Here is a 23,281-nt window from a genome sequence, read left to right as displayed (position 1 = left end):
GCCGGCCGCTGGCCGGCAGATATGGAAGCGTTCCGGCGTCATGAGGTTGCCGGCCAGCGGCCGGCACTACCGTGTGGGGAATTGCCGAAGCCGGCGGTTGGCACGACCCCGTCAGGACCGCATCCTGCGGTGGGCGAGGGGGACTGAATCAGGGACAATAGCGTCCCCGCCGCTCCACGCCTGCCTCCGATGACTGATTCCGCCGCCCCGCATCCTGCCCGCATCCTTGATGGCCGCCGCATCGCCGAGGACCTGCTCGACAGCCTGAAGGTGCGCGTCGACGCCCGCGTGGCCGCTGGCGGCAGCCGCCCGGGCCTGGCCGTGGTGCTGGTCGGTGGTGACCCGGCCTCGACCGTATACGTGCGCAACAAGCGCCGCGCCGCCGAGAAGGTCGGCATCGAGGCACACGATTACGACCTGCCGGCCGGTACGACCGAGGCCGAGCTGCTCGACCTGATCGACCAGCTCAACGCCGATCCGAAGATCAACGGCATCCTGATCCAGCTGCCGCTGCCGGGCATCCCCGATGCGCGCCGGCTGATCCAGCGCATCGACCCGCGCAAGGACGTGGACGGCTTCCACCCGGAAAACGTCGGCCATCTGGCCCTGCGAGAGTTCGGCCTGCGCCCGTGCACCCCGCGCGGCATCACCACGCTGCTGGGCCACACCGACCAGCCGGTACGCGGCCGCAACGCCACCATCGTTGGCGTGAGCAACCATGTCGGCCGGCCGATGGGCCTGGAGCTGCTGATTGCCGGCTGCACCGTGACCAGTTGCCACAAGTTCACCCCCAAGGACGTGCTGGAGCAGGCCGTGCGCAACGCCGACATTCTGGTGGTGGCGGTGGGCCGCCCGGGCATCGTGCCGGGCGAGTGGGTGAAGCCGGGCGCGGTGGTGATCGACGTGGGTATCAACCGGCTGGATGACGGCCGGTTGGTGGGCGACGTCGGGTTTGAAGCGGCGGCCCAGCGGGCGAGCTGGATCACCCCGGTGCCGGGTGGCGTGGGCCCGATGACCGTGGCCACGCTGATGCAGAACACCCTGGAAGCCGCGGAAGCGCTGAGCTGACCTGCGATTGGGGAGATCTGCTGTTGGTGGGTGCCGACCGTTGGTCGGCACAATGCCGGGGCAGGGTGATGCCCCGCTCCTGGTAGGTGCCAACCTTGGTTGGCACAAACAGGCAGAGGCCTTGGCCCCATCTGGGGTCCTGGTGCCGGATGGATAGTGCCAACCAAGGTTGGCACCCACCCAAGCCGCCCTGAACCAATCGCCGCCCGCGCGACACTGCGTCGCATCTACCCCCTGCCACGCGGCGCGAAAAAGGGGTAAAATGTCGCGCTTCCCCACATCTCGGGTATGCCGATGCTGCGCATCCAGGCTGAAGCACTCACTTACGACGACGTCTCGCTCGTCCCCGCCCATTCGACCATCCTGCCCAAGGACGTCAACCTCGAAACGCGGTTGACTCGCGACCTGAAGCTGAAGCTTCCGATCCTGTCCGCAGCCATGGATACCGTCACCGAAGCCCGCCTGGCCATCGCCATGGCCCAGCTCGGCGGCATGGGCATCATCCACAAGAATCTCAGCCTGGAACAGCAGGCCGCGGAAGTGGCCAAGGTCAAGAAGTTCGAGGCCGGTGTCATCCGCGACCCGATCACCGTCGGCCCGGAAACCACCATCCGCGACGTGCTGGCCCTGACCCAGGCGCACAACATCTCCGGCGTGCCGGTGGTGGGCAGCGACGGCCTGCTGGCCGGCATCGTGACCCACCGCGACATGCGCTTCGAAACCGAGCTGGACGATCCGGTCCGCCACATCATGACCAAGAAGGATCGCCTGATCACGGTCAAGGAAGGCGCCGCGTCTGACGAAGTGCTGCAGCTGCTGCACCGCAACCGCATCGAAAAGGTGCTGGTGGTCAATGACTCGTTCGAACTGCGTGGCCTGATCACCGTCAAGGACATCCAGAAGAACACCGACTTCCCGAACGCTGCCAAGGATCTGTCGACCCGCCTGCTGGTCGGCGCTGCCGTCGGCGTGGGTGGCGATACCGATCGCCGCGTGGAAGCGCTGGTCGCCGCCGGCGTGGACGTGATCGTGGTCGATACCGCGCACGGCCACTCGCAGGGCGTGCTGGACCGCGTCAGCTGGGTCAAGAAGAACTTCCCGAACGTGCAGGTCATCGGTGGCAACATCTGCACCGGCGAAGCCGCACTGGCGCTGCTGGACAGCGGCGCGGATGCGGTCAAGGTCGGCATCGGCCCGGGCTCGATCTGCACCACCCGCGTCGTCGCCGGCGTCGGCGTGCCGCAGGTCACCGCGATCGATCTGGTGGCCGAAGCCCTGCAGGACCGCATCCCGCTGATCGCCGACGGTGGCATCCGCTACTCGGGCGACATCGGCAAGGCGCTGGCCGCCGGTGCCTCGACCATCATGGTCGGTGGCCTGCTGGCCGGTACCGAAGAATCGCCGGGCGAGACCGAGCTGTACCAGGGCCGTTCGTACAAGAGCTACCGCGGCATGGGTTCGCTGGCTGCCATGGAGAAGGGGTCGAAGGACCGCTACTTCCAGGACGCCGCCACCGCCGACAAGCTGGTGCCGGAAGGCATCGAAGGCCGCGTGCCGTACCGCGGCCCGGTGGGCGGCATCATCCACCAGCTGATGGGCGGCCTGCGCGCCACCATGGGCTACGTGGGCTGCGCCACCATCGAAGACATGCGCAGCAAGCCCAAGTTCGTGAAGATCAGCGGCGCCGGCCAGCGTGAGAGCCACGTCCACGACGTGACGATCACCAAAGAGCCGCCGAACTACCGCGCCTGATGCGGGCCGAGCAAAGAGGAACGGGGAAGCACTTCCCGTTCCTCTTTCTCCATCTGCCGCCGTAAATCTGATTTCGTTTTCCCTACTGCATTGCCGGGGCGCCATGACCAACATCCATAACGACAAGATCCTCATCCTCGATTTCGGCGCGCAGTACACGCAGCTGATCGCCCGCCGCATCCGCGAGCTGGGCGTCTACTGCGAAATCTGGGCGTGGGACCACAACCCGGCCGAGATCGCGGCGTTTGGCGCCAAGGGCATCATCCTGTCCGGCGGCCCGGAATCGACCACGCTGCCGGGTGCCCCGGCCGCGCCGCAGGAAGTGTTCGACAGCGGCCTGCCGATCTTCGGCATCTGCTACGGCATGCAGACCCTGGCCGCCCAGCTGGGCGGTGCCACCGAAGCGGCTGACCAGCGCGAATTCGGCCACGCCGAAGTGAACGTGATCAACCCGGATGCCCTGTTCAAGGGCCTGAGCGACCACGGCGGCGAGCCGAAGCTGAATGTCTGGATGAGCCACGGCGACCACGTCTCCGTCGCGCCGCCGGGCTTCACCATCACCGCCACCACCGACCGCATTCCGGTGGCCGCCATGGCCAACGAAGAAAAGCGCTGGTACGGCGTGCAGTTCCACCCGGAGGTGACCCACACCCTGCAGGGTCAGGCGCTGCTGCGCCGCTTCGTGGTGGACGTGTGCGGCTGCCAGACCCTGTGGACCGCCGCCAACATCATCGACGACCAGATCGCCCGCGTGCGCGAACAGGTGGGCGATGATGAAGTGATCCTGGGCCTGTCCGGCGGCGTCGATTCGTCCGTGGTGGCCGCGCTGCTGCACAAGGCCATCGGCGAGAAGCTGACCTGCGTGTTCGTGGATACCGGCCTGCTGCGCTGGCAGGAAGGCGACCAGGTGATGGCGATGTTTGCCGAGCACATGGGCGTAAAGGTCGTTCGCGTGAATGCCGCCGACCGTTACTTCGCTGCGCTGGAAGGCGTAAGCGACCCGGAAGCCAAGCGCAAGATCATCGGCAACCTGTTCGTTGAGATCTTCGACGAAGAGTCGAACAAGCTGAAGAACGCCAAGTGGCTGGCGCAGGGCACCATCTACCCGGACGTGATCGAGTCGGCCGGCAGCAAGACCGGCAAGGCGCATGTGATCAAGAGCCACCACAACGTGGGCGGCCTGCCGGAGCACATGAAGCTGGGCCTGGTGGAGCCGCTGCGCGAGCTGTTCAAGGACGAAGTGCGCCGCCTGGGCGTTGAGCTGGGCCTGCCGCGTACCATGGTCTACCGCCACCCGTTCCCGGGCCCGGGCCTGGGCGTGCGTATCCTGGGCGAGGTGAAGCCGGAATATGCGGAGCTGCTGGCCAAGGCCGATGCCATCTTCATCGATGAGCTGCGCAAGGCGGACCTGTACGACAAGACCAGCCAGGCGTTTGCCGTGTTCCTGCCGGTGAAGTCGGTGGGCGTGGTGGGTGATGCGCGGGCTTATGAGTGGGTGATTGCGCTGCGGGCCGTGGAGACGATTGATTTCATGACGGCGCATTGGGCACATCTGCCGTATGAGTTCCTGGGGACGGTGAGCAACCGGATCATCAATGAGTTGCGGGGGGTGTCGCGGGTTGTCTATGACATCTCGGGGAAGCCGCCGGCGACCATTGAGTGGGAGTGAACTTGCGGATGTGATGCAGTAGGAGAAGAGGCGCTGCGGCGCCTTTTCTCTTTGCAGCGGTGATATCTTCGTGCCCGCAGAATTCAGAGCATTGCGCGGGTGGCAGGCTCTGAACGACGCTACTCTAAGGCTGAATACATTAAGTTTCCTTTCGGGCGCGAAGGGGCAGAGGGTACTGCGGAGTTGATGTGAAGCTTGACAGGAGCGGGAAACAGGATGCCGGGTTGAGTGCTGAGTGGCGGGCGATGGGTAGAAGCAACGGGTAACGCCGACATGGAAGGAGCAACATCCTATGAATAAGCAGGGGCTCAGCGAACGTGACATCTGCACCAAATTCATCACGCCAGCGCTAGAAGAGGCTGGATGGGATGTCCTGACCCAAGTGCGCGAAGAGTTTCTGCTGACCAAGGGGCGGATCATCGTGCGCGGCAAACTGCACACCCGTGGCCAGCACAAGCGAGCCGATTATGTGTTGTTCCACAAGCCCAATCTGCCCATTGCCGTCATCGAAGCCAAAGACAACAAGCATGCCATCGGCTCAGGCATGCAGCAGGCTCTCGGCTATGCCGAAATGCTGCAAGTGCCTTTCGTATTCAGCAGCAACGGAGATGGCTTCCTGTTCCATAACAAGATCGCCAAGGACGGTGTGATCGAGCGCGAACTGAGCCTGGACGAGTTCCCCAGTGCCGATACGCTTTGGCAATGGTGGGCGGAGCATCAGGGTCTGGGCACGCAGCAACAGGCTTTGGTGGCTCAGGATTACTACAGCGACGGCAGCAACAAGACGCCTCGCTATTACCAATTGCTTGCCATCAACAAGACTATTGAGGCGATTGCCAAAGAGCAGAAGCGCATTCTGCTGGTGATGGCTACGGGCACAGGCAAGACCTATACCGCCTTCCAGATCATCTGGCGGTTGTGGAAGTCGCGTGCCAAGAAACGCATCCTGTTCCTGGCTGACCGCAACATCCTGGTCGATCAGACCATGACCAACGACTTCAAGCCGTTCGGCGCAGCGATGACCAAGATCCAGAAGCGGCAGGCCAACAAGTCGTATGAGATCTACCTGTCGCTTTACCAGGCCGTTACCGGTAACGAAGAAGAACGGAACATCTACAAGCAGTTCAGCCCGGAATTCTTCGATCTGATCGTGATCGACGAATGCCACCGAGGCAGCGCCGCCGAAGATTCGGCCTGGCGCGAGATCCTGACGTATTTCCATTCCGCCACACAGATTGGCCTGACCGCTACGCCCAAGGAAACCAAGGACGTATCCAACATCGACTACTTCGGTGAGCCCATCTATACCTACTCGCTACGCCAGGGCATCGACGATGGCTTTCTCGCGCCCTACAAGGTGGTGCGCATCGACCTGGACAAAGACCTGACCGGCTGGCGTCCCGACAAGGGCATGCTCGACAAGCACGGCAACGAGATCGAAGACCGAATCTATAACCAGCGTGATTTTGACAAGACGCTTGTGCTGGAACAGCGCACGCACGTGGTGGCGCGCAAGATCAGCGAATACCTGAAAGCCAGCAACCGCTTCGACAAGACCATCGTCTTCTGCGACAACATCGACCATGCCGAACGCATGCGCCAGGCGCTGGTCAACGAAAACGCCGACCTTGTGGCGCAGAACCACCGCTATGTCGTGCGCATCACCGGCGACAACGAAGAAGGCAAGATGGAGTTGGACAACTTCATCTTCCCGGAAAGCAAATACCCCGTCATCGCGACCACTTCTAAGCTGATGACCACGGGCGTCGATGCTCAGACCTGCAAGCTCATCGTGCTGGATCAGCGCATCCAGTCGATGACCGAATTCAAGCAGATCATCGGTCGCGGAACGCGTATCAACGAGGACTTCGACAAGTACTGGTTCACCATCCTTGATTTCAAGAAGGCGACCGAGCTGTTCGCCGATCCGGCTTTCGATGGCGATCCCGTGCAGATTTACGAGCCAGGCCCAGGCGAGTCACCGCTTCCTCCAGATGAAGAAGATGGGGAGGCGTCGCCTGAATTCACCTATCCCACGCCGGATGACAACCCCACGTACCCCGGTGGCGTAGCCGAACCGCTGCCAGGTGAGGAAGGCAGCAACGTGCGCCGTTACGTTGTCGCTAACGTCGAGGTCAAGGTGGTGGCCGAGCGGGTGCAGTATTTCGACGCCAACGGCAAACTGATCACCGAGTCCCTGAAGGATTACACCCGCAATACCCTGGCCAAGGAGTTCGCGTCGCTCGACGATTTCCTGCGCCATTGGAGCAAGGCCGAGAAGAAGCAGGCCATCATCGATGAGCTGGCTCATCAGGGCATCTTCTTCGAGGCTTTGGCCGACGAGGTAGACAAGCAATCAGGCAAGGATTTCGACCCTTTCGATCTGCTATGCCACGTGGCCTGGGATCAACCCCCTCTCACGCGCAAGGAGCGGGCTGAGCAGGTCAAGAAGCGCCATTACTTCGCCAAGTACGGCGAGCAAGCGCAGAAGGTACTCGAAGCCCTGCTCGACAAGTATGCCGACGAAGGCGTGGCCGCCATCGAGGAAACGCAGATCCTCGCCATCGCCCCCTTCAACCGCCTGGGCACACCGATCGAACTGGTGCGTGCCTTTGGCGGCAAGACCCAATACCAGCAGGCCGTTGGCGAGCTCGAGCGTGAGCTCTACCGCGCCTGATCAGAACTAGACCCAGGAAGTATTCATGTCACTTGCAACTCTCATCAAAGCTATCCAGGACATCATGCGCAAGGATGTCGGCGTCGATGGCGACGCACAGCGCATCAGCCAGATCTGCTGGTTGTTGTTCCTGAAGATCTTTGACGACAAGGAACAGGAGTGGGAACTCACCCAGTCCAGCTACCGCTCACCGCTACAAAGCCGCTTTCGCTGGAGCAACTGGGCCAAGGATCCGGAAGGTATGACCGGTGAAGAGCTGATCGACTTCGTCAACAACGATCTCTTCCCGTCCTTGAAACAGCTTGCCACCAAGGCGGGCGTGTCCGCGCAAGGCCGGGTGATCGGCTCGGTGTTCGAGGATGCCTACAACTACATGAAGTCCGGCACGCTGCTGCGCCAGGTGATCAACACCATCGAAGAAGACGTGGATTTCAACTCGTCCAGCGACCGGCACTTGTTCAACGACATCTACGAGAAAATCCTCGCCGACCTGCAGTCGGCTGGCAACGCGGGCGAGTACTACACCCCGCGTGCGGTCACGCAGTTCATGGTCGATATCCTCGACCCGAAACTCGGCGAAAGCATCCTCGACCCGGCCTGCGGCACGGGCGGCTTCCTGACCTGCGCCATCGAACACCTCAAGAAGCAGGTCAAGACGCCAGATGACAACCGGCTGCTGCAAGAGAACATCCATGGCGTCGAGAAGAAACCCTTGCCGCACATGCTGGCCATGACCAACATGATGCTGCACGGCATCGACGTGCCTACCCGGATCCGCCACGACAACACGCTCTCTCGCCCCTTCAAGGACTATGGCCCGCGCGACCGGGTGGACATCATCATTACCAACCCACCCTTCGGTGGCATGGAAGAGGATGGCATCGAGAAGAATTTCCTCGCCAAGCATCAAACCCGCGAGACCGCCGATCTGTTCATGGCGTTGATCATGCACCTGCTCAGGCACGACACGGGCCGTGCCGCCGTGGTGCTGCCGGATGGCTTCCTGTTCGGCGAGGGGGTGAAAACCACGCTCAAGCGCGAACTGCTGGAAGAGTTCAACCTGCACACCGTCGTGCGCTTGCCCAAGGGCGTGTTCGCCCCTTACACCAGCATCGCTACCAACATCCTGTTCTTCGAGAAGGGCGGTCCCACAAAGGACGTATGGTTCTTCGAGCACCCCTACCCGGCAGGCTACAAGAGCTATTCCCGCTCCAAGCCGTTGACGATTGAGGAGTTCGACCTTGAGAAGTCCTGGTGGGGCGGCCCGCAGCGTAAGGGACGCAAGATTACCGAGCATGCCTGGAAGGTACCTGCCAAGGATCTGGCTGCTCGCAGCTACAACCTGGCCTGCAAGAACCCGCATGAGGTGGCCGTCGAACTGGTGGATCCGGACGAGCTGATGGCCGAATACCAGGACATCACCCGCCAGTTGCACGCTGCCCAGCAAGCGCTGAAAACCGAACTGCTGGCCGCGCTCAAGGCCACCAGCGGAGAGGCGGAATGAGCGACAAGCCCGTGTCTCTCGTGTCGGCCCCGGAAGGCTACGCCAACTGGTTGGGCGAGCTGAAGAACCGCATCCACAGTGCCCAGCAGCGGGCCGCGCTGGCCGTTAACCGCGAGCTGGTACATCTCTACTGGCAGATCGGTCGTGACATCCTGCAACGGCAGGCCGAGCAGGGCTGGGGAGCCAAGGTCATCGAGCGGCTTGCGCACGACCTCAGGACAGCCTTTCCCGAGATGAAGGGCTTTTCCCGCGCCAACCTGATGTACATGCGTTCCTTCGCCGACGCCTGGCCGGACGCGGCAGTTGTCCAACAGGCTGTTGGACAATTGCCCTGGGGCCACAACCTGGTGTTGCTGGCCAGACTGAAGCAACCCGAACAGCGCCTGGCCTATGCCCAGCGCGCCGTGGAACAGGGCTGGTCACGCGCCACATTGGAAATTCATATCGAATCCCATTTGCTGGAGCGGGAAGGCCAGGCGATCACCAACTTCGCCGAGCGTCTCCCCGCGCAGGGAACCGATCTGGCCCGGCAAGTCCTCAAAGATCCCTACCTGTTCGACTTCCTGCACGTTGGCCAGGAAGCGAACGAACGGGATATCGAGTCAGCGCTGATCAAACACATAACCCAGTTCTTGCTGGAGCTGGGTGCGGGCTTCGCTTTCGTCGGCCGCCAGGTTCATCTGGAAGTAGGCGGTGACGACTTCTTTATCGACCTGTTGTTCTACCACCTAAAGCTGCGCTGCTACGTGGTCATCGAGCTGAAAGCCGAGAAGTTCAAACCGCAGCACCTTGGCCAGTTGAGCTTTTACCTCACCGCCGTGGATATGCAGGTAAAGGCCGAACAGGACAACCCCACCATCGGCTTATTGCTGTGCAAGAGCAAGAACACCGTGGTGGCCGAATACGCATTGCGCGACAAGACCCAGCCTATAGGCGTGGCGGAATACCAATTGATTGAATCCCTTCCTGAAGAACTGAAAACCAGCCTGCCCAGCATCGAACAGATCGAACGTGAACTGGGAGGCGATCATGAATAAGCACACGGCCGAATTGCTGGAAAAGCACTTCGATACCGCCTTTTCCGCACCAGATGGCATCAAGAAACTGCGCGAGCTGATCCTGACGCTGGCCATGCAGGGCAAGCTGGTGCCGCAGGATCCGAACGATCAGCCTGCCAATGAACTGTTGGAGCGCAGCCGTGCTCGAATGGTAGAAGCAATGAATGGAGGAGGTGTCAAGAGAGAAAAGGCCGCCGCTTCTATCGAAGAAAGTGAGAAACGCTTTCACCCACCAAGTACGTGGGCGTGGTGCAGGCTTGTTGATTTAGGGCAGTTCATCAATGGCGCGGCATTTAAACAAAGTGACTGGGATAAGACTGGCCGGCCTATCATTAGAATTCAGAATCTTTCGGGTCGAAGTTCAGTATTTAATCGAACCCGAAAAGATTTTGATCAATCCATTTTGGTGAAAAAAGGCGATATTCTCGTTTCCTGGTCGGCAACACTTGATGCCTACATTTGGCATGGAGAAGAAGGTGTACTTAATCAACATATTTTCCGAGTGCTGCCAGCTTCGCTTGTAAACAAAAAGTATTTGTTCTGGCTTCTGAAATGGGTAATACGCCAATTGGCTGAAAGTGATCATGCGCATGGACTAGTTATGACGCATATCAATAGAGGTCCTTTCTTGGCGTATCCGATTGCTATTCCTCCTATGGAAGAGCAAGCCCGTATCGTTAATAAATTTGATGAACTGATTGCACGCTGTGACGAACTAGAAAGGATCCGCAATGCACAGCAGGAAAAACGCCTGATCGTCCATAACGCGGCCATCAAGCAACTGCTGAACATCGCCGAACCCGACCAGCACCAGCGCGCTCTGGCCTTCCTCGCCGAAAACTTCGGCGAGCTCTACACCGTCAAGGAAAACGTCGCCGAACTCCGCAAGGCCATCCTGCAACTGGCGGTGATGGGCAAACTCGTCCCGCAAAACTCGGACGAGCAGCCCGCCAGCGAATTGTTGAAAGAGATCGAGGTTGAGAAACAGCGTCTGGTGAAGGAAGGTAAGATCAAAAAGCCCAAGCCTTTGCCACCAGTGACAGAGGAAGAAAAACCGTATACGTTGCCGCGGGGGTGGGAGTGGGTGCGTGTTATCGATATAGTTGATGTTGGAACTGGTTCAACTCCTGCTACAACAAATAGAGATTATTATGGTGGGGACGTGCCCTGGTACACTAGCTCTGCAACGAATAAGTCGTTTGCTGGCAAGCCAGAAACCTTTATTACAGAAAAGGCAATAAAAGAAACCAACTGCAAGGTTTTTCCTTCGGGCTCTTTAATTATCGCACTATATGGTCAAGGAAAAACAAGGGGCCAAATAAGCGAATTGACAATTGCTGGGGCCACAAACCAGGCGATTGCCGCCATGGTATTTTTTGACTCTTCCATCGGCGTGAAGAAGTACCTGAAGTATTTCTTTATAAAGATCTATGAGGAAATACGAAAAATGGCGGAAGGGGCTGCGCAGCCTAATCTTAATGTTCGTAAGGTGAAGGAAACATTAGTCCCACTCCCGCCACTTTCCGAACAGCACCGCATCGTTGAGAAAATAGACGCAATTATGGCTCTATGTGACTCGCTAGAGCAGCAGATCGACGCCAACACCAGCAAGCAGACAGAATTGCTGAGTGCTCTGGTTCGTGCGCAATCGCAAGGTGGCGCAGTTGAAGATACCCAGCGATCATCACGTTCAACAGCCCAAGTTATTGACCTCGCCACCTACCGCGCGTGCATCGGCTGCTATACGATCAACAAGCTCGCCACTGCCCAATACTTCGGTCGCACTGCCGCCGCCAAGGTAATGTACTTGGCGCAAGCGCACGTCGGCTTGGAACTGAATCTGAAACCCGAACGTGAAGCTGCTGGGCCACTGGATACCTGGATTTATGATTTCGAGCGGCAAGGTCAAGACAAGCGCTGGTTCGAAGTCAATGAAAAGACCTTGGCTAACGGCGGGAAAAAGACGGAATACCGCTGTTTGTCGGCGTTGTCGGAGCCAGCAGCGAAAGCCGAAGCACTGATGTCGCCCGGCCAGAAGACTGAATTTGACCGTCTGATCTACGCCCTGGCAGACAAGAAGACCGAAGAAGTCGAGATCATCGCCACACTTTTCGCGGTATGGAACGATTTTCTGATCGATGGTGTTCAACCGACGGATGCGCAGATCATCTCCGATGTTCGCGAAAACTGGCACGAGCGCAAAGCACGCTTCACACCGGCCGAACTTGGGCGATGGCTTGATTGGCTACGCAGAGAGAACATCATTCCTCTCGGACTGCCACCGAGAACCGTGCAGCAATCAAGATTGGGCTTTGATTAACGGTGAAATTTGCATGGCAGCGAGAGGCACGTTCGCAGGACTGGGAGGTGCCAGAAGAGGACTAGAGCTAGTAATGAGATAATAAAATGACCAACCTGCAAGATCTGGGCCTCGCCTATCGCAAGGCGAAAGTTGATCTCTATTATTCGTCCCATGCCTCTCTGGATGATATTGCAAACTATGAAGAAAATTTGCATTCCAACCTTTCCTTGCTGCAGGAAAAGATCAATGGCGAAGACGAAGCCTGGGTGACATCACCGGAATTCATAGGCACTTGGACACTGGTCACCAAGTCCGTCGAGATGGATTGCTGGGCGAAGTACAAGAAAGAGAATGGCGGTGGATTGATTTTCTCCTCGCCCATTGATGAGTGGCAGCATGCATTGAAAGCCTTGGCTGAGAAGGAAGTGCCAGAAAAGCCAAAAGCCGAATTCCGAATAATGGCCCGATGCAGCCTGGACTTTCATGTGCTCTCCACCTTATGGATGCTGGAAGTCGGGCAGTTATTCGATGCAAGATTGAGCGAGTGCGCATATGGCAACCGCTTGCGCCGCACTCAAGATGGAAAAGGCATCAATAAGCTGTCGCTTGGTTCGTTCCAGCCTTATCTGAAGCCCTTTCGCGACTGGCGTGACAAGGGTATTGCCGCCATGCGTGCCGCGCTGGATGCCGACAAAAAGATTGTGGCATTAACTGCGGATGTCAGCTCTTTCTATCACGAGCTGAATCCTGGCTTCATGTTGAATCCAAGTTTTAGAAAGGAAATACTTGGCATAAAGCTGAATAGGAGAAAGAAAAAACTACACCGCTTGTTCATTCATGCATTGCAGGCCTGGGCAGCAGCAACCCCGTTGAAGAAAGGCTTACCCGTGGGGCTGCCGGCATCGGCTATTGTCGCCAACATGGCGCTGGTCGAGCTGGATCGCTGCATCGAACATCAGGTTGCTCCCATCTATTACGGGCGATACGTCGATGACATTTTGCTAGTCATGGAGAACGGGGCTGGCTTCGATTCGACGCTGGATTTATGGGAATGGCTGTTTGGCCGGTCAAACGAAATGCTGGGCTGGGTGGATCAAAGTAAAAAGCAAGTTCGCTTCAGGCCCGCTTACCTTAGCAAAGGTAGGAGTAAAAGCCGGGTGCGTTTTGCCAATGGCAAGAACAAGGTATTCATTCTGGCCGGTGAGCCGGGCAAGACCTTGGCGGACGCCATTGCTCATCAGATTTACGAACGCGCCAGCGAGTGGCGAGCCATGCCGCGGTTGCCTCGATCCGCTACGCATGTTGGCACCGATCTGTTGGCCGCCACACAAAGCGACGGCGAGGCCGCCGACAACCTGCGCAATGCGGATGCGCTGACCATGCGTCGGGCAGGCTTCGCCATAAAACTTCGCGACTTCGAAGCCTATGAACGCGATCTTTTGCCCGAAGCCTGGGCAGCACATCGTCGCGCGTTCTTCCGCGCCTTCACCCAGCACGTGTTGGTGTTACCGCAGTTTTTCGACTTGGCTGTCTATCTGCCCCGAGTCATTCGCCTCGCCACGGCCTGTGAAGACTTTGCCGATCTACGCCGAATTATCGAAGCGCTGCAAAGACTCTGCCAGCAGGTACAGGAGCAATGCGACATCAGTGTCAAAGCGTGGCATGAGAAAAAGAGTAAGCCGAACGCTACGGAGATGCTGGATCGCTGGAAAGGGCAGCTTTTTTCCAGTGTTCGGGAAAGCATAACGGCCGCATTTCCTCCCCGCTTGTCCAAAGCAGGCAAACAGGCGTGGAAGACCTATATGGCCGACTGTCATCCCGTCATTGACCTTGATGCTTTTCTGTCCTGGCCGTTATCCGTAAAAAGCTTTCAAGCACAGCAGGCCCGCCTGTTCTCGCTTGACCTTGCACATCTGCCATTCCGCTTCATCGGGCTGCCGAAGGAAATGGTGGCGCAGCGCGGTATCCCCGCCAAAAAGACCATTGTAGGCTGCGACAAAGCTGCCGAGTTGTTGTCTAGCGCTGTATTCGAGGGCGCGCAGACACTTACCCAGTGGATCGGCTTCAAGCAATTGCCGCAGGGGCTGCCGTTCGCGACTCGGCCCTTCAATCTGCCGGAGCTATTTATTCTTAATCGCCATGCTTATTTAGAGGCGACGCAGGACGATATGCGGGCGGTAGTATTGTCTGTGCGTGGATTTGAGTTGGGAGAGAAAACGCCTCTCTTCGATAAAAACAACGTACTGCAAGTACCAGATGGTGTAACTCCAAGGAAATGCAGTATTGCCGTATCCAGTTGGCAAACAAGTCTGGATAGCTGGACAGCTAGTGTGATGCGCATGCCGGATCCCGACGCCGAACGCTATGTGCGCCTTTGTCGCCTGCTGGATGGCGTAATCGCCCAGCCCAGGGACAGCCGCTATCTGATCTTGCCGGAATTGGCACTGCCCGCGCACTGGTTCATTCGTATCGCTCGAAAGCTGCAAGGCCGCGGAATTTCGCTAGTTACGGGCATCGAATATCTGCACGCCAGCAAGTCGCGGGTCCGCAATCAGGTTTGGGCAGCGCTCTCCCATGACGGTCTGGGCTTTCCCTCGCTTATGATCTACCGTCAGGACAAGCAGCGGCCCGCCCTCCATGAAGAGCAAGAATTGCAGCGGCTGGCCGGATTGGAGATGAAGCCGGACAAGGCCTGGAAAACACCGCCCATCATTCAGCACGGCGACTTTCGCTTCACCATGTTGATCTGCAGCGAACTGACCAACATTCGCTATCGCGCTGATCTGCGTGGCAAAGTGGATGCGCTGTTCGTTCCGGAATGGAATCCAGATACCGAAACCTTCAATGCATTGGTTGAGTCCGCAGCATTGGATATCCATGCCTACATCATCCAATGCAATGATAGGCAGTACGGCGACAGCCGCATCCGCGCCCCTTACAAGGACAGTTGGAAGCGTGATGTGCTGCGGGTCAAAGGCGGGGTCACCGATTACTGCGTGATTGGCGAAATCGATGTGCAAGCGTTGCGTCAATTCCAAAGCAGCCACCGCTCACCAGCAAAACCATTCAAGCCGGTGCCGGATGGGTTCAATGATGCGATGGATCATCGGCGAAAGATATTGCCTTTGGGGGAGTGATATGTGAGTCCTGCTTCATCTGGTGCCCCGCGCTAGTTTGCACGAACTCGACTCTGTAGCGTCAAATGCAGTCGTTCAGAGCGACTTCAACTCGCGATCCTGTCGAGAAACGATGCGTGCTTCTGGCGGTGGAAGTGACGGGGATGTCTCATTTTCGATCACTCAACATAACGTTCAAGCTGATGGCCGGTTGACCTTGATTTGAGAATTGAGGGCACTTAGAGGTGCCCTCGGTATCTATAGAAGACCGGTGGATATCACTCCGGCCTGACCTCCCGACAAGCCCACTCAACCAACCCACGGCAAGCCAGAAACAACCCATCAACCACCCCCTCATCAAGATGCCGCTCCGGGTCCGCTGCCACCCGGCAGCGGTCTGCCGCGTGCAGCAGCTCCAGCACAGTCAGCGCCCCGACCATCGCGCGCTCACTCCTGGCCAGACTCACGCGGCGGCCGGGCGACACATCGGTTTCCGGCCACGGGTGCCCATCTGCCCCTTCGCAGCCGCGCATGCGCTTGAGGATGCCCAAGAGGTAGTTCAAGTCGGGCAGGGAGGCGTCGTCGTTGATGGGTTCAACAACGGTGTACGAGGAGAAGGTGTCGGATTCGTTCATGGCGTCGGCTTCCGTGGCTGTGCTTAACAGCGCCACCGTGAAGAGGTGGCGGACGATGCATGGCTGCAAACCGGGATGATGTAGCGTCATAGAACCGGTGGATCCGAAGATCCCCACGCACCGCCCGCCAGAAAGGCCGACGGATTGCCCGCCGGCACCGGTTAAGGACGGTGCCGACGGGCAAGCGCAAACTACAGACGCGTACATCAATGCGGGTTTGCAGACCCGGCCACCCCTTGTCGGTGGCGCGCCATGTTGTTTATGCGCTCGCTCCGAATGCCAATAGAAATTCGCGAAGGAATCGCGGAATTCGAGAGCGAAGAACTATTGTGGCACGCAGCATTCGTGCAGCGCGCGACACCGCCGGACGCATTCGCGCAGCTGCTCTGCTGATGGCGAATCAAACTGGCGCAATCGCCCACGCCACAAGCGAATAGCGCGACGGTCTTCTTTGCAACAGTTCTTAGTCCGCCTCGCCGGGCAACGGCGCGCGATCAGCTGCATAGCCCGAAAAGCGGTTCAAACCCGACATCGACAGCGCGCGTCGCGGCTTCAACCAACGCCAGCCTCAGCCGCATTCCCCACCAACAACTCAATCATCGCCCGCGCCGCCGCCGACTGCCGTCGATGCGGCGCATAGATCACCGAGAACGGCCGCGATCTCCCCCGCAGCTGCGGTAGCACCTCTACCAGCTGCCCACGCTGCATCCGCTCGCGCACGATGAACTCATAGCTCTGGCAGATGCCGATGCCCTGTTCGGCCAGCGATACCACGCCCAGTACATCGTCGGAGGTCTCGATGGACGAACGCGGCAGCCAGTCCACGTCGCGTCCGCTGTCGCGGAAGATCCAGGGCGCCAGCCGCCCGGTGCGCGGCATCACGAACGGCAGGCACAGGTGCTGCTGCAGATCGTCCAGCGTCTGCGGCGTGCCACGGCGCTGCAGGTAGTCCGGCGCGGCCACCAGCAGCAGCGGTGCGTCTTCCAGCTTTCGCCCCACCAGCCCGCTGTCCGGCAGCTGGCCCAGGCGGATGGCCAGGTCGAAGCCTTCGGCCACCAGATCCACGTTGCGGTTGGTGATGTTCAGTTCCACCTGCACCTGCGGGTACTGCTGCGCAAAGCGCGCCAGCACGGGCGGCAGCCGGTAATGGCCATAGGTGGTGGGCACGCTCAGGCGCACGCGGCCGGCCAGCGCGCCGTCCTGGGCCAGTACGTCGCGCTCGGCGTCGTCCAGCAGGTCGAAGGCGGTGCGCACCTGTTCCAGGTAGAGCCGCCCGGCATCGGTCAGGCCCACGCGGCGGGTGGTCCGCTGCAGCAGCTGGCGGCCCAGCCGCGCTTCCAGGCGGGTGACCGCGCGGCTCAGCACCGAGGGCGTGGTGGACAGCGCCACCGCGCCGGCCGTGAACGAGCCGTGCTCGACCACCGCCAGGAACACCTCCACATCGCCCAGGTAGTCGAACTTGCGGCTCATTTGGCTCACCGGGGAACAGATGTTTTGTGATGGGGCCAATTTATCGCCGCTGGGGCGATGAATAAAGTGGCGGCCATTCCCCGATAGGAGCGACCCCATGAACCTGATGACCCGGCTGGCCGCAGCGCTGGCCCTGACCCTGGCCGCCACCGGCGCCCATGCCGCCAACGTGCTGGTGGTCCTGTCCGACGAGAACCACCTGGACCTGAAGGACGGCAAGGTGCTGTCCACCGGCTTCTATCTCAACGAGTTGATGCAGCCGGTCAAGCTGCTGCTGGACGCGGGCCACGAGGTGACCTTTGCCACGCCGCAGGGGCGCGCGCCAACGGTGGATGCGTCCTCGGTGACGCCGGCGTACTTCGGCAACGATGCCGCGCAGCTGAAACTGCACAAGGAATTGCTGGAGAAACTGGTGCTGACATCGCCGACCGCCTCGCCGGTGGTCAGCCTGGCGCGCGTCGAGCAGCAGGGCTACGGGCGTTTCGACGCGGTCTACATTCCCGGTGGCCACGCGCCGATGCAGGACCTGCTGAAGAGCCCGGCGCTGGGCCGGCTGCTGGCCAACTTCCACCAGCGCAACAAGACCACCGCGCTGGTCTGCCACGGGCCGATCGCGCTGCTTTCCACGCTGCCGGATGCGGCGGGTTTCGTGGCAAAGCTGGAAGCGGGTGCGACACCTGCCACGCCGAAGTGGATCTACAGCGGCTACCAGATGACGGTGATCAGCAACCAGGAGGAAGAGCAGGCCAAGCCGCTGCTGGGCGGCGGGGAGATGAAGTTCTACCCGCAGACGGCGCTGCAGCAGGCGGGGGCGAAGTTCAGCAGCAATGCCACGCCGTGGACCGGGCATGTGGTGGTGGACCGCGAGCTGATTACCGGGCAGAACCCGGCTTCGGCGCTGGAGGTGGGGCAGCGGTTGGTGGAGCGGTTGAAGTAAGGCGGTTTCTGCATCGCATGCGGTGCCGTGGCACCATGATGGGCTGGCCTCGCCCTTCCGGGCGGGGCCGTTTTCCCAGGGAAGCCCTCGAACACGACATGCGAACGTCTTTTTTCATTCTCTCCGCCCTGTGCCTTGGCTTGCTGTCCGGCTGTGCCAGTGGCCCGGAGGAGCACGCCTCAAGCCGCGAGATCACCAGTGCGTTCGTGGCCGACGACGGCCAGCTGTACCTGTTGCCGCACTATGACGAGCCGATGCGCTTCAATGCCGCGCCGTTCCGCGAATACCGCGTGCTGATGGACAGCCCGCTGCGCGAGGCGGTGGCCTGCGCGCAGATGTACTTCCATGAGGATTGGCGCGACCCGGCCAACAAGGCCAAGGTGCACGGCAGCTATGCGCTGCTGCTGCGGCCGGAGCAGGTGACGGCGCAACAGGCCGCGCAGTTCAAGCTGGAGCGGATTGAGGTCCCCCCGCGTGAGGCCAAGGCCGTGGAGGAGCGGGCGCGCTACTACCTGCCGATGGACCGGACCCGTTACGCGCTGGCGTTTGATCGCGCCTGCAATCTTTCAAGGAAGGGCGGCAGCTATTACAGCGCGCTGTTCGAGGGCGAGGGCGAACGGGTGCAGTTGTCGGATGCTGCAGCGCTGGCGGAGAAAGGGAAGCTTGCACAGCCGATCAATGCGCGGGCGCAGCGGATCCTGCCGGAGAGGGAGGACAAGCCGGGTGCGGGTTCGGCGGCGGGCAAGGTGCTCGGCGCGGCGCTGATCCCTGTGGCCGTGCCGGTGTTTGTGCTAAGCCTGCCGTTCCTGGGGCCGGATCATTGGAAGTGAAAAGGCGTTGGGGGAGAGTCATCCACGCATGGCGTGGATTGGGCATCGCCTGAAAGTTCATCCTGGAGATCTGTGTGCCAAGCACGCTGGAAACTGTTTTGAAGACTGCAGGCTTCATTGTCGTTGCGGCGCTTCCGTTGGTGATCCTCTGGTTCACCCTTCGGCGGATGTCAGCAACTGCTCGCTCGTCCGTGAAATCGGGGCTGCATTTGCATGCCCCGCGCCGGATTTCCGGCAGGTCCATGACCTTGGTGATGGTGGATGGAAAAGAGGATCGGGAGCACTACTTCTTTGATGCGGCGTCCTTTTACCTGCGGCGTGGGCCGGTGCCCACGGCGGTTCCGCTCTCGCAGATCACCTCAGTCACACGAACGTCCGACAAGATCTACGGGCGCTATTTCTGGCGGGTGTGCTTCAGCAAAGCGTCGGGCAGAAAGTGCGTGACGTTCACCAACAACCTGACGCTGTTCAACCGCGATTTCCTGCTGTTCCTGGAGGCGGTGCGGAAGGCCAACCCGTTGGCGACCGTTGATCGGGCGAGTCTGTTCTTCTGATTGTGCGGTGATATCAGTGGCGCCGATTGGCAAACAGAGGGGCCAGGAGGGCAGGTTGTTGCGAATGATCTCGCACGTGTCTTGCCCACTCAGCCCCTGCTGGCGGCGCGGGCCTGAATATCGTGCTGCACGCGCTGATCTTCCAGCTGCTGCTCCAGCTGGTTGGCGATGGCACGCTGCTGCGCTTCGCGGCTGACGACGTCGAACTGCTGCATGGATTCTTCCACCGTGGTCTGCGCAGCCAGTTCGGTCGGCATGGCGGCGCGCTGGTGTGCGGGGTCGCTCGGCTCGCCCTGGACCACGAATAGGGTGTGACCGGCGGGTTTGTCCTCGGTGGCGTTGCTCAGCAGTACGTGGTCCACGCGATCCAGGTCGTTGTGCTTAGCCAGCACCAGCAGGCTGGCAGTCATGCGCTCGCTGGCTTCGTCGAAGGTGCGGCCGTGCTTTGTATCCAACGTTGCCACGCCTTCGCGCACCTGCTGGTAGAGGGCGTGATCGGGATGCTCGGGCTGGGTGGGCAGCAGGGGTGCGGGCGGCGCTTCGGGCTCTTGCTGGGCCGTTGCGCTTGAGGGTGCCGCCGCCGGTGCTTCCACGGGTGGTGGCGCGTAAGGAGGCGCGTGCTCCGAGACCCTGGGCGCGGCGTCTGTTGTCAGCGGGGGCGCAGCTGGGTCGGCTGCTGCGAGGGTGGCTGGAACGTCTGGCTCAAGCTGGATTGGCGCCGGCGTTGCTTCGGCTTCGTGGAGACGAGCAGTAGCCGCCGCGGCTTCAGTCACTTCGGTCTGGATTGACGGGGCCGGGGAGTGGGTGTGAGTTGCAACGGGCTCCTGCGCAGGAGCGGGGTGTCCGACACCCGACGTAGATGATGCACTCACTTCTGGCTGTGCGGGAGATCGCTCAGCGGAGGGAATGCCGGGTGACGGCACAGGGGCTGCCGGCATCGGGTGCGCAGGAGGATTTGTCTCGGTATGCGCTCGCCGCTCGCTTGACTCATCCCGTGCAGGTTGCGCTGCAGCGGCTGCGGTCGGCTCCTGTCGTGGTGCTTCGCGGCGAGCCGGTTCCTGCACGGATTCCACACGATCCGAAGGCGTCGGCGCTGCAGGCGCAGGAGCGCGATGCTCCTGTACCAAGGGCGATGTGTTGGGCGACAGTGCAGCGCGTTCAACGCTGTGCGCATCGATCACGGCTTGTGGCGTCAGCCGTTCTTCGGCGTGCTCGCCGCGAACCTCAGCCACGGCAGCGGCGGCCACCTGCTGCGCTTGCGGTGCAGCGACACCCAGTCGATTGGCTTCCTGCATGGCCTGGTCGCGGGCTTCGCGTTCGTTGACGGTCAGTGCCTCGATACTGCGTTCGTGGGCGCCGGGTACGGGCGCCTCCATCTGTTGGATGGCGCGGATCTGCGAGTAGGTTCCGTTCAACTCCTCGCGGATGTTGCCCTCGGCCAGCGAATCGTAGATCCAGCCGTCATGCAGCCATTCGCCGTCGCCCTGTTGCTGATAGGTGCGTCCATCGGATGCCAGTACGTGATCGGGATGGTCTTGGGCCCAGATCACTTCATCCGGAATCGGTCCGTACTGGGACCAGCCTTGTGCGGTGTAGGCCTGCTCGTACTGCTTGGCAAAGGCCGCCGAGCTGCGGGCGGCGTTGAAGGCCATGATGCCCTGTGCGGCTTCGTCAAGCTGGGCGGACTTGACGGCGTTGGCCACTTCGATCGTGGTGTTCCTGATGCCGTGCTCGAGGACCTGATGGACAACCTCGCGCCGCCATTCGCCGGTTTCCGGATTGCGCTCCCAGGGGCGTGGCAGTGCGCTGGGTGTATCGCCGGCATCGCCGGCAATGCTGAAGGGATTGATCGGTTGATCCGGCGCGGACAGCCGCAGCCCGACGGCCCGGCTTGAGGCCTGGTAGTTCAGTTGCTGGGTCAATTCGGCGTCGGCCGTGAGCAGTGTAGTCGCGCCGTAGATAGGGCGATCGGCCAGGGTGCCGGCGGTGCCTATGATCTCCCGCTCGCTGTGCGTCCAGCCCTTTTCGGGATGCGCCGGGTCAAACGTCCAGATCCTGCCGGTGCCGTCGGCCTGGTTGTTGATCTGGTATTTCTCGATCCAATCGACGATCTCACTGCCACCCCAAGCGCCTAACCCGCCACCAATGATGCCAGTGACAATGGCGCCAGGGCCGGACTCGATGCCCAGCAACGTACCGACCTTGGCGCCCACTGCCGCGCCGGTCCAACCGCCGACGCTGCGTGCTCCGAAGTCCAGCAGCGCGGCTTCCGCGCCCGTCCGGTTGTCGCGTGCGTACAGATCGGCGATCTTTGTTCCTTCTGAGGCAGCTTCAACAACCGTCGCAGCGGCACCACCGATGACGGCGCCCCGCACCATGTTTGGGCGCACGCGGATGGTGTGGTCGACGCTGCGTGCTTCCTGGATGTTGGGCGTAATGCCTTCAACAACCTTGAGCGTTGCGCGCTCATCGAGAACGGCTGCCGCTGTTGGTGGGCTGACCTTGTCGTTGAGGGGCAGGGTGTCCGTAAGCTCGGCGTGCCAGCGGCCTTGTGCGCGCCAGCCATCGCGCAATGATTGGGTGATTCGGGGGTCTTTCAGCCGAGCCTCGCGTTCGGCTTCCAGCGCTGCGCCCGGTAGACGGGTATCGCTATGGCTGTCGTAGACCTGAGCGCCTTCGCGTCCGTAGAGTCGAATCTGGATGCCGGTCTCGGCCTGGACCTTGTCCAGATTTCCGGGCAGGGCATCGTAAACGTGCTTGCGCACGTCTTCGGGGACGTAGCGGCCGAAGCCTTCGTCGTCCAGCTTGTCAGTAAACCTTCGGTCGACACCAAGCTCGCTTTCCAACCGATGTGCGACAACTCCCCGAATCTCCACTTCGTAGCCCTTGGCCTGGAGATTCTTGATCAAGGCAACGGCGCTATCGCCATTACCCAAGGTGGTATCGAGGATAAGGTTCTTGCGGCCGTCGATCGCCGCAGAACGGAGTTCCTTGGCCCACTGGCTAGCGTCCGCGTGGGTATACCCGGACCAAGTGTAGGGGTACTGTTGACGCAGGCGTTCAACGTGCCGATGTTCATCGCGCAGTTCGTCTGGATCGATCGTAATGACATCTTTGTGCAGTTCTGCCCTCACCTCACGCTCTAGACTACCCTTGCCAGCGCCAGGCTGCCCGGAGAGTATGATCGCTTTGGGATTGTTATATGACGTTCGACCATCTATGCCGCTTTTTGGAATGATCTCTTTCCATAATATTTCTTGATGCAAATCTGACGAAAGGCGATCATCGACGGAGGCCATCACAGTCTCCTGAAGTTGACTTTAAAGTACTCCCATAAATCGTCAATTTCGGCCATGCCGATGTTGCGGGACCTAGCGAACGACATCAGTCGCTCCTTCTCATGGGCCTGAGCCATCGCCTTTGGGTCTGCCGATTTCTCGGCAGCCGCAAGTTCGGCGCGAGCTTCCATAACGAAAGTTCCCAGCCTTCCATCCAAAGCAGAGATCGCGTCATCGAAAGGCATCAGTGGAATTTGGCGTGATCGCTCAACTGATCGATTGAGGACTTCCTGCAATCGTTCGATATGCTCCGGATAGTCCTTGAGCATTTCGCGGAGCTTGGCTGGAACTGGAGGAGTGGATTGAAGCATAGTCGACACCTATTCAGTGGTCTTGCACGTTTTCATGAGTATCTGTACTTGCAATGGTGA

At 60.3% G+C, this 23,281-nt stretch carries 15 protein-coding genes; 11 read left to right on the top strand and 4 right to left on the bottom strand.

Annotated elements, in window-relative coordinates; all coding sequences use genetic code 11:
* The first annotated feature begins 189 nt into the window (after positions 1-189).
* The 8 genes from folD (at position 190) to O0K41_RS14695 (ending at position 15,167) form a co-directional block, all read left to right on the top strand.
* Positions 190-1,068 (top strand): bifunctional methylenetetrahydrofolate dehydrogenase/methenyltetrahydrofolate cyclohydrolase FolD, encoded by an 879-nt coding sequence (folD, locus tag O0K41_RS14730; RefSeq protein WP_005416247.1) that lies wholly within the window; start codon positions 190-192, stop codon positions 1,066-1,068.
* A gap of 294 nt (positions 1,069-1,362) precedes the next feature.
* On the top strand, positions 1,363-2,820 hold the full coding sequence (gene guaB / locus O0K41_RS14725) for an IMP dehydrogenase (protein ID WP_005409308.1): 1,458 nt from the start codon (positions 1,363-1,365) through the stop codon (positions 2,818-2,820).
* 103 nt (positions 2,821-2,923) lie between these two features.
* A complete protein-coding gene (gene guaA / locus O0K41_RS14720; RefSeq protein ID WP_099474709.1) occupies positions 2,924-4,489 on the top strand; it encodes a glutamine-hydrolyzing GMP synthase in 1,566 nt (521 codons plus the stop codon).
* Positions 4,490-4,781: 292 nt separating this feature from the next.
* Positions 4,782-7,166: a DEAD/DEAH box helicase family protein gene (locus O0K41_RS14715; RefSeq protein WP_164222241.1), complete on the top strand. Its 2,385-nt coding sequence runs from the start codon at positions 4,782-4,784 to the stop codon at positions 7,164-7,166.
* Between the two features lie 25 nt (positions 7,167-7,191).
* Positions 7,192-8,670: a class I SAM-dependent DNA methyltransferase gene (locus O0K41_RS14710; RefSeq protein ID WP_049452663.1), complete on the top strand. Its 1,479-nt coding sequence runs from the start codon at positions 7,192-7,194 to the stop codon at positions 8,668-8,670.
* On the top strand, positions 8,667-9,707 hold the full coding sequence (locus O0K41_RS14705) for a PDDEXK nuclease domain-containing protein (RefSeq protein ID WP_049452664.1): 1,041 nt from the start codon (positions 8,667-8,669) through the stop codon (positions 9,705-9,707). The genes O0K41_RS14710 and O0K41_RS14705 overlap by 4 nt, the downstream gene beginning before the upstream one ends.
* A complete protein-coding gene (locus O0K41_RS14700; protein ID WP_164222243.1) occupies positions 9,700-12,048 on the top strand; it encodes a restriction endonuclease subunit S in 2,349 nt (782 codons plus the stop codon). Before O0K41_RS14705 ends, O0K41_RS14700 begins: the two co-directional genes overlap by 8 nt.
* A gap of 86 nt (positions 12,049-12,134) precedes the next feature.
* Positions 12,135-15,167, top strand: coding sequence for an RNA-directed DNA polymerase (locus O0K41_RS14695; RefSeq protein ID WP_049452665.1), 3,033 nt, complete (start codon positions 12,135-12,137; stop codon positions 15,165-15,167).
* A gap of 257 nt (positions 15,168-15,424) precedes the next feature.
* Here O0K41_RS14695 and O0K41_RS14690 read toward each other — a convergent pair whose 3' ends face one another.
* Both O0K41_RS14690 and O0K41_RS14685 read right to left on the bottom strand, forming a co-directional pair.
* A complete protein-coding gene (locus tag O0K41_RS14690; protein WP_049452720.1) occupies positions 15,425-15,781 on the bottom strand; it encodes a hypothetical protein in 357 nt (118 codons plus the stop codon).
* A gap of 552 nt (positions 15,782-16,333) precedes the next feature.
* A complete protein-coding gene (locus O0K41_RS14685; protein WP_164222245.1) occupies positions 16,334-17,251 on the bottom strand; it encodes a LysR family transcriptional regulator in 918 nt (305 codons plus the stop codon).
* Between the two features lie 97 nt (positions 17,252-17,348).
* Here O0K41_RS14685 and O0K41_RS14680 point away from each other — a divergent pair, with 97 nt between their 5' ends.
* The 3 genes from O0K41_RS14680 to O0K41_RS14670 all read left to right on the top strand — a co-directional run bounded on the left by O0K41_RS14680 (position 17,349) and on the right by O0K41_RS14670 (position 19,572).
* Positions 17,349-18,188, top strand: coding sequence for a type 1 glutamine amidotransferase domain-containing protein (locus tag O0K41_RS14680; RefSeq protein ID WP_164222247.1), 840 nt, complete (start codon positions 17,349-17,351; stop codon positions 18,186-18,188).
* 98 nt (positions 18,189-18,286) lie between these two features.
* A complete protein-coding gene (locus O0K41_RS14675; protein ID WP_164222249.1) occupies positions 18,287-19,018 on the top strand; it encodes a hypothetical protein in 732 nt (243 codons plus the stop codon).
* Positions 19,019-19,092: 74 nt separating this feature from the next.
* Entirely contained in the window at positions 19,093-19,572 is a 480-nt protein-coding gene (locus O0K41_RS14670; RefSeq protein ID WP_239503565.1) for a hypothetical protein, read from the top strand.
* Positions 19,573-19,661: 89 nt separating this feature from the next.
* On the opposite strand, the gene O0K41_RS14665 is transcribed toward O0K41_RS14670, so the two are convergent.
* On the bottom strand, positions 19,662-22,871 hold the full coding sequence (locus tag O0K41_RS14665) for a zeta toxin family protein (RefSeq protein ID WP_164222251.1): 3,210 nt from the start codon (positions 22,869-22,871) through the stop codon (positions 19,662-19,664).
* A complete protein-coding gene (locus tag O0K41_RS14660) occupies positions 22,871-23,221 on the bottom strand; it encodes a hypothetical protein (RefSeq protein WP_254919423.1) in 351 nt (116 codons plus the stop codon). Before O0K41_RS14660 ends, O0K41_RS14665 begins: the two co-directional genes overlap by 1 nt.
* Positions 23,222-23,281 lie beyond the last annotated feature (60 nt).

It is taken from the genome of Stenotrophomonas sp. Sm2128, assembly GCF_030985535.1.
GTDB classification, from domain to species: domain Bacteria; phylum Pseudomonadota; class Gammaproteobacteria; order Xanthomonadales; family Xanthomonadaceae; genus Stenotrophomonas; species Stenotrophomonas maltophilia.
Note: the sequence above shows the minus strand (reverse complement) of the source record. Positions and strands in the feature narration are given on the sequence as shown.